General features: G+C 63.6%; 15 protein-coding genes, 1 tRNA gene and 1 pseudogene. 15 read left to right on the plus strand and 2 right to left on the minus strand.

The annotated features are described in order from the left end of the window. Positions 1–7: 7 nt before the first annotated feature. The 12 genes from ACO055_RS18260 to ACO055_RS18315 all read left to right on the plus strand — a co-directional run bounded on the left by ACO055_RS18260 (position 8) and on the right by ACO055_RS18315 (position 11,160). Positions 8–868, plus strand: coding sequence for an XrtA system polysaccharide deacetylase (locus ACO055_RS18260; RefSeq protein ID WP_422060265.1), 861 nt, complete (start codon positions 8–10; stop codon positions 866–868). Next, on the plus strand, positions 865–1,926 hold the full coding sequence (locus ACO055_RS18265) for a FemAB family XrtA/PEP-CTERM system-associated protein (RefSeq protein WP_422060266.1): 1,062 nt from the start codon (positions 865–867) through the stop codon (positions 1,924–1,926). Before ACO055_RS18260 ends, ACO055_RS18265 begins: the two co-directional genes overlap by 4 nt. Positions 1,927–1,937: 11 nt before the next feature. Further along, entirely contained in the window at positions 1,938–3,143 is a 1,206-nt protein-coding gene (locus ACO055_RS18270; RefSeq protein WP_422060267.1) for a TIGR03087 family PEP-CTERM/XrtA system glycosyltransferase, read from the plus strand. 14 nt (positions 3,144–3,157) lie between these two features. Then, positions 3,158–4,651, plus strand: coding sequence for an exosortase A (gene xrtA, locus ACO055_RS18275; protein ID WP_422060268.1), 1,494 nt, complete (start codon positions 3,158–3,160; stop codon positions 4,649–4,651). Positions 4,652–4,924: 273 nt separating this feature from the next. Beyond that, the gene (locus ACO055_RS18280; protein ID WP_422060269.1) at positions 4,925–6,820 is read left to right on the plus strand and encodes an XrtA/PEP-CTERM system amidotransferase; all 1,896 of its coding nucleotides are present in this window, start codon (positions 4,925–4,927) and stop codon (positions 6,818–6,820) included. A 78-nt stretch (positions 6,821–6,898) separates the two neighbouring features. Beyond that, positions 6,899–8,083: a GNAT family N-acetyltransferase gene (locus ACO055_RS18285; protein ID WP_422060270.1), complete on the plus strand. Its 1,185-nt coding sequence runs from the start codon at positions 6,899–6,901 to the stop codon at positions 8,081–8,083. Then, the gene (locus ACO055_RS18290) at positions 8,080–8,946 is read left to right on the plus strand and encodes a transcriptional regulator (protein ID WP_422060271.1); all 867 of its coding nucleotides are present in this window, start codon (positions 8,080–8,082) and stop codon (positions 8,944–8,946) included. The genes ACO055_RS18285 and ACO055_RS18290 overlap by 4 nt, the downstream gene beginning before the upstream one ends. Before the next feature lie 82 nt (positions 8,947–9,028). Further along, the gene (gene infA, locus ACO055_RS18295) at positions 9,029–9,247 is read left to right on the plus strand and encodes a translation initiation factor IF-1 (RefSeq protein WP_010162480.1); all 219 of its coding nucleotides are present in this window, start codon (positions 9,029–9,031) and stop codon (positions 9,245–9,247) included. Next, the gene (locus tag ACO055_RS18300) at positions 9,244–9,834 is read left to right on the plus strand and encodes a Maf family protein (protein ID WP_422060272.1); all 591 of its coding nucleotides are present in this window, start codon (positions 9,244–9,246) and stop codon (positions 9,832–9,834) included. The genes infA and ACO055_RS18300 overlap by 4 nt, the downstream gene beginning before the upstream one ends. Further along, the gene (locus ACO055_RS18305; RefSeq protein WP_422060273.1) at positions 9,827–10,804 is read left to right on the plus strand and encodes a ribonuclease; all 978 of its coding nucleotides are present in this window, start codon (positions 9,827–9,829) and stop codon (positions 10,802–10,804) included. Before ACO055_RS18300 ends, ACO055_RS18305 begins: the two co-directional genes overlap by 8 nt. Beyond that, positions 10,794–10,988: a DNA gyrase inhibitor YacG gene (locus ACO055_RS18310; protein ID WP_422060274.1), complete on the plus strand. Its 195-nt coding sequence runs from the start codon at positions 10,794–10,796 to the stop codon at positions 10,986–10,988. Before ACO055_RS18305 ends, ACO055_RS18310 begins: the two co-directional genes overlap by 11 nt. A 96-nt stretch (positions 10,989–11,084) precedes the next feature. After that, positions 11,085–11,160 (plus strand) — tRNA-Phe (locus ACO055_RS18315). 210 nt (positions 11,161–11,370) lie between these two features. Here the strand turns inward: ACO055_RS18315 and ACO055_RS18320 are convergent. Continuing rightward, positions 11,371–11,625 (minus strand): hypothetical protein, encoded by a 255-nt coding sequence (locus ACO055_RS18320; protein WP_422060275.1) that lies wholly within the window; start codon positions 11,623–11,625, stop codon positions 11,371–11,373. Positions 11,626–11,714: 89 nt separating this feature from the next. Here ACO055_RS18320 and ACO055_RS18325 point away from each other — a divergent pair. Both ACO055_RS18325 and ACO055_RS18330 read left to right on the plus strand, forming a co-directional pair. Further along, positions 11,715–12,035: pseudogene (locus ACO055_RS18325) on the plus strand (ATP-binding protein); the annotation flags it as partial. Positions 12,036–12,209: 174 nt separating this feature from the next. After that, complete coding sequence (locus tag ACO055_RS18330) at positions 12,210–14,087, plus strand: toll/interleukin-1 receptor domain-containing protein (RefSeq protein WP_422060276.1); 1,878 nt, start codon at positions 12,210–12,212, stop codon at positions 14,085–14,087. 43 nt (positions 14,088–14,130) lie between these two features. On the opposite strand, the gene ACO055_RS18335 is transcribed toward ACO055_RS18330, so the two are convergent. After that, positions 14,131–14,865, minus strand: a complete 735-nt coding sequence (locus ACO055_RS18335) for a hypothetical protein (protein WP_422060277.1) — start codon at positions 14,863–14,865, stop codon at positions 14,131–14,133. Positions 14,866–15,740: 875 nt separating this feature from the next. Between ACO055_RS18335 and ACO055_RS18340 the strand changes: the two genes are divergently transcribed. After that, positions 15,741–15,902 (plus strand): hypothetical protein, encoded by a 162-nt coding sequence (locus ACO055_RS18340; protein WP_422060278.1) that lies wholly within the window; start codon positions 15,741–15,743, stop codon positions 15,900–15,902. The last annotated feature ends 75 nt before the right edge of the window (positions 15,903–15,977 follow it).

Consider the following 15,977-nt stretch of genomic DNA (forward strand, 5'->3'; position numbering starts at 1 on the left):
AGGGACAATGCAGAACGGCCTGTCGGTCGATGTCGAGGACTGGTTCCAGGTCGGCGCCTTTGAGCGCACGATCGACCGTGCCGATTGGCCCGCGCTCGAATGCCGCGTCGAGGCGAATTGCGACGCGGTCCTGCAAATCTTCGCCGATGCGGGTGCGAAGGGGACGTTCTTCACGCTCGGCTGGGTCGCCGAACGCTATCCGGCACTGATCAAGCGCATCGTCGGCGCGGGGCACGAACTGGCGAGCCACGGCTATGACCATAAGCGCGTGTTCAACATGACCGCCGGCGAATTCGCGGCCGACCTTCTGAAAACGCAGGCGATCCTCCAGGATCTGGGCGGCGTCGCCGTCCGCGGCTATCGCGCGCCCAGCTTTTCGGTCGATACGCGCACGCCCTGGGCGCATGCCGTCCTCGCCGAACAGGGCTATGCCTATTCGAGCAGCGTCGCGCCCGTCGTCCACGACCATTATGGCTGGCCGCAGAGCCCGCGCCACGCCTGGCAACCTCTGCCCGACAGCGATCTGATCGAATGGCCGGTCACGACCGCGCGCTTTGCCGGGCGCACGCTCGCGGCGGGCGGCGGCGGCTTCATGCGGATGCTCCCCTATGGGTTTACCCGCTGGGCGGTCGCGCGCATGAATGCGGAGGGTCATCCCGCCATCCTCTATTTCCATCCGTGGGAAATCGACCCCGGCCAGCCGCGCGTGGCCGACGCGCCGATCAAATCGAAGATCCGGCATTACAGCGGCTTGTCGGCGATGGCCGGCAAGCTGAAGAAGCTTCTCGACGATTTCGACTGGACGCGCGCCGACGCCCTGCTGCCCGCGCAGCAGGAGCGCGCCCGGCCCTGGCGCGCCGCGGCGTGAACGCGCCGGTGCACCTCGTCGTCGACAGGATTTCGGTTGCCGCGCTGAACGACGCGGCTGCCTGGGACGCTTATGTCGCGGGCCACGCCGACGCGACGCCCTTTCACACCCGCGCGTGGTGTCAGGCGGTGACGAAGGCGACGGGGCACAAGTGCCATCCGCTCGCCGCGCGCGATGCCGGGGGCGCGATCGTCGGGTTGCTGCCGCTCCATCATATCCGCTCGCCCTTGTTCGGGCAGGCGCTGGTCGCGACCGGCTTTGCCGTCGATGGCGGGCTGCTCGCCGATGACGAAGCGGCGGCGCGTGCGCTCGCAGACGCCGCGATCGATCTTGCGCGCTCGCTCGGCGTGCCGTCGGTCGAACTGCGCGGCGGTCCGCAGCCGGGCGGCTGGCATATCGAAGACGGCGTCTACGCCGGTTTCGCCCGCGACCTCGCCGCCGACGACGACGCCGAACTCCTCGCCATCCCGCGCAAACAGCGCGCCGAGGTACGCAAGGCGCTCGAAAGCGGTCTCACCGTCACCACCGGTCGCGGCGAAAGCGAACGCGCCGACCATTATCGCACCTATGCGACGAGCGTCCGCAACCTCGGCACGCCTGTTTTCCCTAAGTCATTGTTCTCCTGTGTTCTTGATGCTTATGGCGACGAGGCGGACATTCTGACGGTGCGCGAAAACGGCCGACCGGTCGCCAGCGTCCTCGGTCTCTATTGGCGCGGAACCGTGATGCCCTATTGGGGGGGCGGCACGTCCGAAGCGCGAAAGCTGCGCGCCAACGAACTTATGTACTTCGCCCTGATGCGGCATGCGCGCAGCAAAGGCTGCACCCGCTTCGATTTCGGCCGCTCGAAGCTCGGTACCGGACCCTTCGCGTACAAGAAGAACTGGGGATTCGAGCCGCGGCCGCTGGTCTATGCGCGCTGGCTCGCGCCGGGTGAACAGGCGCGCGATACCAACCCGAACAGCGCCAAATATCGGCTACAGGTTGATCTGTGGAAAAAACTGCCGCTGTGGGCGGCGAACCGCATCGGGCCGCTGATCGCGCGTGGGCTCGGCTAGGTTCGGGGCTGATGGCCGAGATCCTGTTCCTTGTGCACCGCGCGCCGTGGCCACCCGACCGCGGTGACCGGATCCGCAGCTGGCATATGTTCGAAGCGCTGGCAAAGCTCGCGCCGGTTCATGTCGCCGCGCTCGCCGACAATGCGGCTGACGCTGCGGCCGCACGCGAGAAGCTGGCGCCGCTTTGCAAAAGCCTGACGATAGAGGTGCGCGACGTATCGCGTCCCGTTGCCCTCGCGCAGGCGGTTCTCTGTGGCGAACCGGTGTCGAACCGCCTGTTCTGCAATGCCGCGCTTGCCGAGCATGTCGGCGCGCTGTTGGCGCTGGGAACCGTTACCCATATCGTGGCATTTTCGGGCCAGATGGCGCAATATCTGCCGGCCGATTTCGATGGTCCCGTCATCATGGATTTCGTCGACGTCGATTCGGCGAAATTTGCGACCTATGCCGAGCAGGACAAGCGCCAGCCGCTGAATTGGATTCATGCACGCGAAGCGAAGACGCTCGGCGCTTTCGAGGTGACCGTCGCGCGCGGGGTGAGCACCAGCCTGTTCGTGAGCGAGGCCGAAGCCGCATTGTTCCGTGCGCGGAGCGGACTTGGCACCAGCAAGGTGCACGCGGTCGAAAACGGCATCGACACCGACCGCTTCGATCCGGCGTTGTCATTCGGCACAGTGGATGAAGGTGAAGGGCCGCTGGCCGTGTTCACCGGCCAGATGGATTACCGACCGAACATCGACGCGGTGCAATGGTTCGTCGCCGAGATATTTCCGCTGGTCCGCAAGGCGCATCCCGATGCGCGTTTTGCGATAGTCGGCCGCGCGCCGACTGAGGATGTGCGAGCGCTCGAAAAGCTGCCGGGGGTGATCGTCACGGGCGAAGTGCCCGATGTGCGGCCCTGGCTCGCCGCGGCCGACGCGGTCGTCGCTCCGCTGCTGCTGGCGCGCGGGGTCCAGAACAAGCTGCTCGAAGCGATGGCGATGGCGCGGCCGGTCGTCGCCAGCGCGGGCGCCGCGACGGGGATCGACGCGAAACCGGGCGAGCATCTGCTGGTCGCCGATGACGCGCAGTCGATGGCAGCGGCGATATCGCGGCTGTTCGATGATCCTAGCGGCGCGACGACGATAGGCGTCGCGGCGCGCCAGCGGATGATCGCGCGTTACGGCTGGGACGCCCGGCTGGCGCCCCTCGCCGACCTTCTGGGTTTGGCGGCATGACGGCGGAGACGCTCTTGTCGCCCAGAACATGGTCGCGCTGGCATCGGCACCTCGCGGCGCTCGTTGCCCTTTCGGCCGCGTTCGTCGCGATCTTCCACCGCGACGCGGCGGATATGATCGGCATCTGGTGGCACAGCTCGACGTTCACCCATTGCCTGCTGATGGTCCCGATGATCGGCTGGCTGGTGTCGCAGCGCGCGGCGTTGCTGAAGCCGCTGACGCCGGCCTTTTGGTCGCCGGCGCTCGTCTGGATTGCCGGGGCGGGATTGGTCTGGCTCGTCGGCGAAGCAGCGGGAGTCGGGTTGTTCCGCCAGCTCGGCCTGATCCTGATGCTGCAGGGCGCGGTCGCAGCGACGCTCGGCGAAAAGCTGGTGCGCGGGCTGCTCTTTCCGCTTGCCTATGCGCTTCTGCTCGTTCCGTTCGGCGAGGAACTGGTACCGCTGCTCCAGACGCTCACCGCCTATATCTCGATGCTGCTGCTTCATCTTTCGGGTTTGCGTGCCGAACTCGAAGGGGTCTTCATCACGACGCGCGCAGGCTTCTTCGAGGTTGCGGAGGCCTGCTCGGGAGTCAATTTCCTGATCGCGATGCTCGCTTATGCGGTGTTCGCGGCGCATCTCTGCTTCAAAAGCTGGACGCGGCGGATCGTCTTCGTCACCGCCGCGCTTGCGACGACGATCGCTGCCAACGCGCTTCGCGCCTACGGCACGATGGTCGCGGCCGAAATCTGGGGGATCGAGGCGGCGGGCGGGATCGACCATGTCTTCTATGGCTGGGTCTTCTTCGGCCTGGTTGTGCTGATCGTGATGCTGGTAGCGCGGCGCTGGTTCGACCGGCCCGCCAACGACGTGGCGGTCAACGTGGCGGGCCTCGATGGCGTGCCGCGCTTCGCTGGACCAGCCGGCGCGGTCGCCCCTGCGGCGCTCGCCATTCCTTTGCTCTTTGCCGCATGGGCGACGCTGATCGGCGATCGCTCGGCTGCGCTGCCGGCCACGATACCCGTTGCGACTCCGACTGACTGGACCCCCTCGTCGCCCCAAAAAATGGCGTGGCTGCCGCGCTTCGACGGCGCGGACCAGACAATCGTCCGCCATTTCGCCGACGCGAGAGGGCGCCACGTTACCGTCGCGATCGGCGCCTATCGGCGGCAGGCGGAAGGGCGCGAAGTGGTGGCCTTTGGGCAAGGCGCCGTCGACCCCGACAGCAAATGGGCATGGAGCGCGGCACTCGCCCCCGTCGAGGGCGCGAAGACCGAGCGGTTGCTCCACCCCGGCCCGGTGCTGCGCGACGCCGCGACCTGGTATGTCGTCGACGGCGCCGCGACGGGCAGCCCGCGCGGCGCAAAGCTTGCGGGTCTCAGGGCGCGCCTCCTGGGCGGCGATCCGCGCGCGCTGTCGCTGATTGTGTCGGCGGAAGAAGGGCAGGGGGGCCGCGATGCGATCGCTGCTTTCGTTTCCGCGTCGGGCGGAGCGCAGGCAATGGCTGACCGCGCGCTGAAAACCCGCTAGGGCCGGGGGTCAGAACCTCCTCAATGCACGATCGAGGTTTGAAGCAATTTTGTTCAGGGCAAGAAGGCAAGACGAAGGCATATGACAATATTCCAAGCCTTGCCGACGCTGCCATGGACAAAATTGGTCAAATCCCGAAGGGACATCGAAATGGCTTCGATCTCGGACGGAAATGTCCTTGGAAACAGGCCCCCTGTTACCGGCGAACATTTCCGTCCGATATCTTCGCCATTTCGATGCCTCGAACGCGCATTGAGGAGGTCCTGACCCCCTATGTGTGGGATCGCGGGCATCTATCATCTGGAAACGGCGAAGCCCGTCGATCCGTCGCGGCTGCGTGCGATGCTGCATCCGATGGCGCATCGCGGTCCCGATGGGACCGGCACCTGGACAGCCCCCGGCGTCGGGTTCGGGCATCTTCGCCTTTCGATCATCGATATCGAAGGCAGCCCGCAACCGATGGCGAGCGACGACGAGATGGTGACGCTCACCTACAACGGCGAAATCTATAATTTCCGCGAACTGCGCGCCGAGCTCGATGACCGCGGCCATCGCTTTCGCACCAGCGGCGATACCGAAGTGATCATCGCGGCGTGGCGCCAATGGGGGCCGGATTGCCTGTCGCGGTTCAACGGCATGTTCGCCTTTGCGCTCCACGACCATGCGCGCGGCTGCCTGTTCCTCGCGCGTGACCGTCTGGGCGTGAAGCCGCTCCATCATGCCCGCCTCTCCGACGGTTCGATCGCCTTCGCGTCGGAATTGAAAGGCCTGCTGCGCCACCCGTTGTTGCGGCAAGAAGCCAATCTGACGGCGATCGAAGACTTTCTCGCGTTCGGATATGTTCCCGACGATAATTGCATCGTCGCCGGGGTCGAGAAGCTGCCTGCGGGTCATTTCCTGCTGCTCGAGCGCGGCAAAGCCGTGCCTGCCCCGACCCGTTGGTGGGCGCCCGATTTTTCCAGGCGCATCAAGGCGAGCGAAGGCGAGGCGGCCGAACATCTGGTGCATCTGATGCGCGCCGCCGTGACCGATCGCATGGTCGCCGACGTTCCGCTCGGCGCCTTCCTGTCGGGCGGGGTAGACAGCAGCGCGGTCGTCGCACTGATGGCCGAGGCAAGCGCGAAGGCGGTCAAGACCTGCACGATCGGCTTTGACCAGGCATCGCTCGACGAAACGGCTTATGCGAAGCAGATCGCCGAACGCTTCGCCACCGATCACCGCACGCGCACCGTCGCGGCGGGCGATTTCGGGCTCATCGACAAGATCGCCGAGATGTTTGACGAGCCTTTCGCCGACGCAAGCGCGCTGCCGACCTATCGCGTTTGCGAACTGGCGCGTGAAGACGTGACCGTCGCGCTGTCGGGCGACGGCGCGGACGAGGCGTTCGCTGGATACCGCCGTCTCGTCTTTCAGCATCGCGAAGAACGGCTGCGCGGCCTGATCCCCGGCGTGCTGCGCCGCGGCCTGCTCGGTCCGCTCTCGCGAGTCTGGCCGCAGATGGACTGGGCGCCGCGTCCGCTGCGCGCGCGGGCAACGCTCGCCAGCCTGTCGAAAAGCGGGGCCGAGGGCTATGCCGAGGCGGTGGGCGTGACCGGTCCCGCTCAGCGCGCGCGGCTTTTCAACGACGCCGCGATTCACGCGCTTGGCGATCATGTCGCCGAGGCGCGCTATTGGAAGGCGATGCGCGAGGCGCCGGCGCGCGAACCGCTCGACCGGGCGCAATATGCTGACCTCCAGATATGGCTGCCTGGCGACATATTGACCAAGACCGACCGCATGAGCATGGCGGTCAGCCTCGAGGCGCGCGAACCTTTGCTCGACTATCGCCTGATCGAATTCGCCGCGAGCCTGCCCGCCTCGATGCGCGTCAAGGGTGGGACGGGGAAGGCGATCATGAAGCAGGCGATGGAACGCTATTTGCCGCGCGACATCCTTTATCGACCCAAGATGGGTTTCGTGACCCCGGTGTCGCAGTGGTTCCGCGGCCCGCTGGTCGAACAGGCGAAAGCGCTCGCCACCTCGTCGACGCTCGCGCGGTCGGGCTGGTTCGATATGGCCGAGATCGAACGCATCGTCGCCGCGCACCAGTCGGGCCGCCGCGACCACGGACGGCTGATCTGGCAATATTTCATGCTCGAAAAATCGCTCGCAAAGCTGTTTGGAATATAAGCCGAACCCTGGTTGGGAGGGCTGCGGCTCATGCCAATTGCCACCTCCTTTTAACGCTTCGCTGCTATCCTGCGCCCGATGACGGTGCACCCCGCCTTTCCGACCCATGCAGCCGACGCCTCGCCGCTTGTCGTACGCGTTGTCGATCCGCTCGCGCTGTCCGGCGATCTCGCGGCGGCGTGGGACAATCTTGCCGGTGAAGCCAGCGAGCCCAATCCTTTTGCCGAGCGCTGGTGCCTGCAATCGGCGCTGCATCTCCTCGATCCCGAGCGCCGCGCACGGCTGGTCATGGTCCGCGACGGGAGCGCGGGGCCGGTGATCGGCATGATGCCGCTCGCGCCGGCGGTGAAATATGGTCGTCTGCCGCTGCGCCACGTCGCTGGCTGGGCGCACCCCAACCAGTTTCACGGCGCCCCATTGGTCAGGGCGGGGATGGAATCGCTGTTCTGGTCGATCCTGCTCGGCTGGTGCGACGCGTCGGGGTGGGCGCACACCTTGCTCCATGTGCCGCGCCTGACCGAAGACGGCCCGCTGCACCGGGCGCTGGGCGATGTCGCCCGCGTGCGCGGCAGCGCGGTCGAAATCGTGCATCGCGAAGAACGGGCGCTGCTGGAAAGCAGCCTGTCGCCCGACGCCTATTGGGACGAAGCGGTGCGTGCCAAGAAGCGCAAGGAACTCCGCCGCCAGGCAAACCGCCTCGCCGAACAGGGTGCGGTTTCGTTCCGTCGCTGGCAGGCAAGCGAAGCGCTCGATCCGTGGATCGACGCTTTCCTCGCTCTCGAAGCGCGCGGCTGGAAGGGGAAGGCCGGCTCGGCCCTCGCCAGCCACAGCGAAACCGAGGCTTGGTTCCGTGCGATCCTGGCCGGTGCTGCCGACGCGGGCCGGCTTGACATGCGCGCGCTCGATCTCGATGGCCGACCGCTCGCGATGCTGGTCAACTTCCTCTGCCCGCCGGGGGGCTTTTCGTTCAAGACCGCATTTGACGAGGATCACGCGCGCTTCTCGCCCGGCGTGCTGCTTCAGCAGGCGAATCTCGATCTGCTCGAAGACGACCGCCTCGACTGGATCGACAGTTGCGCCGCACCGGGGCATCCGATGATCGACAGCGTATGGCGCGAACGCCGCCATCTCGTCTGGATCAACGCGCCGCTTGCGGGGGGTTCGGACCGGCTGCGGTTCAAGGCTCTCGCGAAGGTCGAGAGAATCTGGCGGCGATGGAAACGCGGCGCGCCCGCGAACACTGCAATGCAGGATGCGTCGTGACGGTGCGCCGGACCATCGACCAGCCGGTCTTTCCGGCCGACACGCTCGCGCGGATGGAAACGCTCTATCCCCTGCAGGCCGGGCTGTTGCATCATCGCCTGCCCGATCACCCGCTGCTTTCGCTCGACGCGCTCGCAAAGCTCGGCGAAAGCCTGCCCGCGACGCAGGTCGAATATAATCCGGGCGACGTGCCGATCGGGATCGATCCCGACGATCTGCCATCGAACGGGTTGTCGATCGGCGAGACGATCCGCACGATCGACACCAATCGCAGCTGGGCCGTGCTGAAGAATATCGAGACGACACCGGCTTATCGCGCGTTGCTGCTGGACCTGCTCGACGAACTCAAGTCCGTCGTCGAACCGCGCACCGGCGCGATGCTGACGCCGCAGGGCTTTGTTTTCATATCCTCGCCGGATTCGATCACGCCCTTTCACTTCGATCCCGAGCACAACATCCTGCTGCAACTCCGGGGCAGCAAGGTGATGAACGTGTGGCCTGCGGGCAATGAACGCTTCGCGCATCGCACCCAGCACGAACGCTATCACACCGGCGGCCATCGCAATCTGCCTTGGGAAGAGGCCTATCGCGACGGGGCGCAACAGGTGCCGCTCGGTCCTGGCGAGGCCGTGTTGATGCCCGTGATGGCACCGCATTTCGTCGCCAATGGCGATGCGCCGTCGATCTCGCTGTCGATCACCTGGCGCAGCGAATGGAGCTATCGCGAGTCCGAGGCGCATGCTGCGAATGCCGCGCTGCGCCGCATGGGGCTCGACCCCGCGATGCCGCCGCGCTGGCCAAGCTATGCGTGGGCGAAGACTGTCGGCTGGCGCGTCGCCCGACGCCTGAAACTCGTGTCTTGATCGCCTGTTACAGATTGCTTTCAATTGGCGACATTTGGCGTTATGGGCGCGCATCCTGATATTTCGAGCTCCTAGAGGACAGATGGCGAAAGAAGAACTTCTGGAAATGCGCGGCCAGGTGGTCGAACTGCTCCCCAACGCGATGTTCCGCGTGAAGCTGGAAAATGACCACGAGATTCTGGGCCATACGGCCGGCAAGATGCGCAAGAATCGCATCCGCGTATTGGTGGGCGACGAAGTGCTCGTCGAGCTTACCCCCTATGACCTGACCAAGGGTCGGATCACCTATCGCTTCAAGTGAGTAGCGCGGTAAAACATCCCGCGCTGATACTCGCTTCCACTTCGCCGCGCCGCCGCGAATTGCTGGCGCGGATAGGCTTGACGCCGACGCGTATCGCGGCTCCCGAAATCGATGAAACGCCGCTCAAGGGCGAACTGCCGCGCGCCTATGTCGCGCGGCTCGCCCGGAACAAGGCGCTTGCCGTCGAACGCGCGGCGGACGAAGTTGTGCTCGCGGGCGACACCACCGTCGCGGTCGGGCGACGTATCCTCGAAAAGCCCTCCGACGAGGCCGATCTGCGCCGCATGCTGGGCCTGTTGTCCGGGAGGAGGCACCATGTCTATTCGGCCGTCTGCGTCGTCGGCGCTGACGCCAAGCCCCGCGTCCGCGTCGCCGACACGATCGTGGCCTTCAAGGTGCTGAGCGCGGCCGAGATCGATTGGTATGTCGAAAGCGGCGAAGGCATGGGCAAGGCGGGCGGCTATGCGATTCAGGGCAAGGCCGAAGTCTTCGTTCGCTTCCTGTCGGGCAGTCACTCGAACGTCGTTGGGCTCCCCATCTTCGAAACGCGGGCGCTCTTGAGCAGCGCCGGGGTGCCGCTTGGCTGAGTGGCTCTATGAAGCCGGCATCGGCGAAAGCCGCGCCGCGCTGGTCCGGGATGATGGCATCGTCGAAGCGCGGATCGAGCGCGATGGCGAAGGCCCGCGGGTCGGAGCGGTTGCGCGCGCACGGTTGATCGAAGCCGGGAAGGGCGCGCTCGTCGCGCTCGATCTGCCTGGGGAGCCCGTGGCGACGGTGACGTCTGTCCCGCCCGGAACCTCGATCGGCGCTCGACTGACGGTCGAAATCACCCGCATGGCGCTGCGGGAGCGCGGGCGCGACAAACCTGCGCGAGCGCGTGTGACCGAAGCGTCCATCGACGACGGCGCCGATTTGCGGGCGCGGATTGTCGCAACGGGCTTGCCGGTTGTCGAAATGGCGCCCACCGGCTCCGACCGTCTCGAGCAAGCAGGCTGGTCCGAACTGATCGACCATGTCCGCACCGGCCATTGGCCGTTCGCGGGCGGCGCGCTGTGGGTCGACACAACTCCGGCGATGACCTTGATCGACATCGACGGCGAAGGCGACGCGCTGGCGCTTGCAAAGGCCGGCGCCGCCGCCGCGGTGCATGTCATTCGCTGCTGCGATATCGGCGGTTCGATCGGCATCGACTTTCCGTCGCTTCCGGGCCGTGCCGAGCGGCACGCGATCGACGCGCTAGTCGATGCATTGTTGCCGCAGCCGTTCGAGCGCACGGCGGTCAACGGCTTTGGGCTGATGCAGATCATCCGCCGCCGCGAGCGGCCTTCGCTGGTCGAGCAGGTTCGTTTCGATCCGGTCGCGACCGATGCCGCGCTGCTGCTTCGCCAGGCGGAGCGGGCAAAGGGAACGGGCGTGTTGCTGCTGACCACGCGGCCGGCCATTGCCGATCATATTGCGGCGCATCCCGGCTGGATTACCGAGCTTCAAAATCGCAGCGGACGCCCGGTACGGATCGCCGCCGATGCACAAGAGAAAGGAATGGGCCATGCCCAGTGAATCGACCGCGACGGCGGCGAAATGTCCGCGATGCGGCAAACCGCGCGCGCAGGAGTTCCGCCCCTTCTGCAGCCGCGGCTGCCGCGACCGCGATCTCAACGCCTGGTTCGATGAAGGCTATCGCATCCCTGTCCATGAAGGCCCCGACGGCGGCACCGACGACGACCGATTTGACGACGTCTGAGGCGTAGATTTAGCGCAACAAAGGCTCTGGACAGGACGAAACACCCTGCCTATAGCCGCCGCTCGCCAGCAGGCCGACCGGCCTAGCGACGCCCGTGCCCGGGTAGCTCAGTTGGTAGAGCATGCGACTGAAAATCGCAGTGTCGGCGGTTCGACCCCGTCCCCGGGCACCACTTTTTCTCATTCAGCGGTGGTTTTTTTAAGGCAGCTTGGGTTGGCCCCGAAAGGTCCGCAGTTCTGCGGCATTCGCCGCGATCATGTTTCGGCGGCAGGTCGCAGAGACCAATTTGACATGCGCCGATTGGTAATAGTGTGCCGTGGTCAGAGGAGACCAAAATCCCAGGCCTGTGATGCATTCCGATGCGATGCAGGTGTGACGCGCCTCAGGCGCGAGCGAACCCCAGCAGCTGACGCTGTTCTGCCCCGTCCAGTGGAAGCTTCGATACGCGCGCCAGATGCTGCCGCGTCAGCGTCGCGGGCTGCCGGCCAACGAGAATGGCCGATATGATATCGGGCGCGAGGTAGCCGAGCCGGAACAAACGCGCGAAGTAATCTTTTTCTTGGCCAGTCTGGAAGGCGAGGTCTTTTGGATCGACCGGTTGGCCTTCCCGTGGGGATCGACACCGCGTCGTTCCCAACACCCAGAGCTCCGCCGACGCATCAGCTGCGGCAAGCAGCCGGTCTCACCGTCTGCACGTCGTACGAACAGCAATGCTCTGATTCCAGGGTGGTGACACGCCTCGAAGAGGAGACCCGGATCGGCAAGGGCGGGACCCTGGCGGCGCAGCTGTCGCGGCTCGACCTGATCGTGCTCGACGAGCTTGGATATCTGCCGTTCGCACGCTCGGGAGGGCAGTTGCTGTTCCACCTCATCAGCAAGCTTTATGAGCGCACCAGCGTCATCATCACCACGAACCTCGCGTTCGGCGAGTGGCCTACCGTCTTCGGCGATCCCAAGATGACCACGGCGCTGCTCGACCGCGTCACCCACCACTGCGATATCGTCGAGACGGGCAACGATAGCTGGCGCTTCAAAAACCGCAGCTGACCGCCACCTTCGCCGCCTTCAAAAATCTATCTTGCGCTGCGTGCGCCTCCGGTCGGGCTACGCCCGACCTCCGCCGCACGCAGCGCAAGGCTCACCTCAACAAACCCCCATCATATCCGCAAGGGGGTCCTTCTTCGACGCCGATCGGGGGTCCCGTTTGAACGCCGTTTGACAGTGAATGACGCTCCAGATGATCAGACGCACCGGTCGATGAATTTTCAAGCGTTCATCAGCTATCGACACCTGCCCCTCGATCGATCAATAGCGCGCTGGCTTCTTGAGGCCTTAGAATCCTTCAGGATTCCCGGTTATCTCGTCAGGCAGGGTTATCCAAAACGGGTTGGCCGGATCTATCGGGACGAGGACGAAAATCCGACGACAGCCGACCTTGGCACCGTCATTGACGGGGCGCTGCAATCTTCTGGCGCTCTTATCGTGATCTGTTCCACGAACACGCCGCAATCCCGATGGATTGACCGGGAAGTCGAGCGGTTTCAGGAGCTCGGACGCGGTGATAGGATCATCCCTTTATTGATCGATGGCGTACCGGATACGTCGTTCCCTCACGGCTTGCTCAGGCCCGACTTTGAGCCGACCGCTGCGGATATAAGGGCGAGACCCGATCAGTCGCTGCGCTCGCTTAAACGGGCGGCGCTGCTGCGTATCGTAGCTTCTTTGATCGGTTGTGCGTTCGATGATCTCGTTCAAAGAGATGCTGCGAGAACACGGCGGAGGCGGACGACGATAGCAATTGGCGTGGGAGCCGGCCTCCTCCTTGCGGCCTCTGCCCTGCTTTTCTATGCTCGCGAACGCGCTGATCGGCTTCTGAGTGAAACTGCCCTCACACTGACCTCGATCCCGAACATCGAAGACGACAAACACGCCTGGGTCGAGGCAACCAGCGACAGCGTTGCTGCGAACGCCCTTTCGGTCGTTCCGAGGCATAATATTCTGAAGCTAGATATACCGCAGGAAATAGTTGACCATATCGCACCTGCAGCCCGCCGTGCATCACTCCGGAGATTGGCGTTTCAGGCAGGCGGCAGGCCGCTAGAGGATACGGGTGCGGAATCTGCCGTCGGTCCCCTTGCGATTGCACTCGGCGCTGATGGCAAATCCATTCTGATAGGCCTGGAGGACGGTAGCCTCGTCAGGTACAGGAACGGGCAGATATCGTCGATCGCGAAGAATCTCTGCCCGATTACCGCCATCGCTGAGAGCTTCGGCGGCATCGCGGCAGGGTGCCGCGACGGTCGGGTCGCCGTGATCGGCAAATCGGCCACACGTCCCGGCTGGATCACACCGTCGGCCGTCACTGTGCGGCAAATTTTGTGGGTGAGCGAGGAACGCCTCGTAAGCGCTGACGACGGAGGCGGAATTTTCTATCTCGACGCGACACGCGGGGAATTCGCGGCGACGCAGATCGAAAGAGAGCTGGGATCGGTAAGGAATGTCCTGCCGGGATCAGCAGGAGCCGTTGTAGCATGCCGCTCAGACGGAAAGGTGTTCCATTACAGTGCGACAGGTGCGCGAACGCTGCTGTTCGATGCCCGCCTTATTTTGCTCATATGTTTTCAGGACAAGACCGGCCTTGCGGTCATTCGAATTCCGCCAATCTCGAATATGGCGGATTCACGGCTCGTGCTTGTCAGACCGGATGTACGCTATGCGAATGACTGGCCCTCGCTCTATCCGGCTCGCGTAGATCGCGGCAACGTTACGGCATCAGCTTTCTTCATTCCCCCTGGCGCTCAACGCTTTCTGATGCTCAGCGATTCCGGTGTCTTCATCGGCAACGCAGATAGCTCAAGGCCGTCCGACCTTGAGCTATATCTCGGCGACGCCGCTTCGGAGCATGAAGGCGGCGCCCGGGACATGATCGTGGAAACTTCCGACCGTTCGCTCGTGGTCGCTCTTCATCAGGGAAATCTGTTCGTCATCGACGCAAAACTGCTGAACCGGATCAATTCTGTTCTGACCCATCCGGCCGATCTCCGCGCGGACCTCTGCTCGCTCGACCTGACGAATTCTCCGTTACGCAAATATTGCTGACCTGCACGAACCGGAACCGGTTTAACACGGCAGGAGACAATCCTCAGACGGTTGGCAGATCTGAAAGTGTTCCGCCGCCGCAGGTATATGGCCATCGCCTGGCCCAGGCTGGTTCAATCTCGCGTAACCTTATGGATTTGGAAATCACTTCATCGCCAGGCAGGCCATCAATCTTCTGGCGCTTGATGCGGTAATCCATAGCCAAGGTCTGACGCGCGGCATCCCATCGTGAAGACGAGATCTCGGCGGTGATACCGACATTATCGTAGGCCCCCGGAAATGACGATCCCGCCGTTACCTTGTCATCCTTGAAAACATATAAGCTGAGCCACTCGCAGGACTCGCCGTGCTGTCCGCCTCCGTGTGCGGTTATCATGCCGAACGCTCCGTCGGCGGGAGCGATCGCCGCGACCTCCGGCGGCATTCCCCAGTCGGATCCGAACGCAACGAATGGCATCTTCGAAATTATGGTTTTGCCGTCGCGGGCGAAAAAAAAGACAGATACGTGCCCGGTGTCGGCGTGCGAAGAATTCAAACCCTTGTGACGAACGATCAGGATTATGCGGTCCGGTGTATGGAAAGCGAGGCCTGGTTCGACACTATAGGAAACCTCACCCCGCTGAACGGTATCTGGAATGGTTCCTCCATACGCCACACTCACGAGATGGCGGACGGTGTCGGGCGGAATCAAGTCCGATGCCGGAACTTTCGGTATCGCGATTGTGGCGAATGGATCATCTTCTGGCGGGGCTGCCACGTCAGCGGATTGTTGCGACATCGGCGGGTCATCCGCCTCTACTGGCGTTGAGTCACGATCACTGCAGCCCGACAGCGTGGCAAGGACTCCTGCCAGAATTGTGACGACGCAAGTCCTCATTCTTCGGATCATTCCTCACACCGGATCGCGAATAGAGCGCTTTCGCCCCAGTTACAGCGGCGGCGTATATCTCGCAAATGATTGTTTGGCCGGTGATCGAGTGGTGTCGCCGCTAGTGCGCCGGTGTGGTTATCGAACAGTCGCTATAGTTCGCGCCCAGCATCGCGGCGTGCCACAAAAAGGGCAATGAGGATCGTCGCGATTGACCGAGTTCGTTTCGAATTGACCGACATCACGTCCGCTGATTCAATCCGATCCGACCCTTCTTCGCTCGCTGCGATCTATCGAGCGGCGCTCATCTCTGCCATCTGCAAGCATGCCGGTGTGGATCCAAGGGACCAAGGTCGCAGACCTGAGAGGCGCTTTGATGTGATGCAATCATGATGGCACCAGGGCGCGGACGAACCCTGACGAACAGCGTTGCTCCGCCCAATCGAGAGCGAGTCCGACATGCGCACGAGATGCCGTCGCTCAAGCGTCGGGTCTGCCGAGCCGTACAACAGCAACGCCGCGGTACGGATTGGTGTCGCCGGGGAGTTCTAAGGCGGCGGCGGCACGCCAATCCTGATGGCTGAGTTCCGTGCATGCGTTAAAACGTATGCACGGAACGGAGATAAATGGAGTGAATTTATCCTCAATATCATCCGCCCTGGCGATTCAATTTTTTAATACTGATTAAAATATTTGAATATATTCCAAGTAAGCGACTTTGTATTTGCAAATTTAATATATAATTCTATTTTGAGCAATCCTCTACGTGAGGAAGGCAGGGTTTCATGGATTACTTCGGCGAAAATCGCTTACTGATCGCGTATTTTCTCATCGCCCTGATGGTTGTGGCCCTATGCTTGACCATCCGGCACGTGATGATCGAGCGACGGCGCCGACGCGACATACATCGCGGATATCGCCGCAGGCACGACGCTGACGGCGAATGAGCGAGAGGATTGGATGCTCCGGCCCAAAAAGCCCGCCGCCACGCTCCGGAATGAAGAATTACGGGGACGGGCGCC

It is taken from the genome of Sphingopyxis sp., assembly GCF_965227415.1.
GTDB lineage: Bacteria > Pseudomonadota > Alphaproteobacteria > Sphingomonadales > Sphingomonadaceae > Sphingopyxis.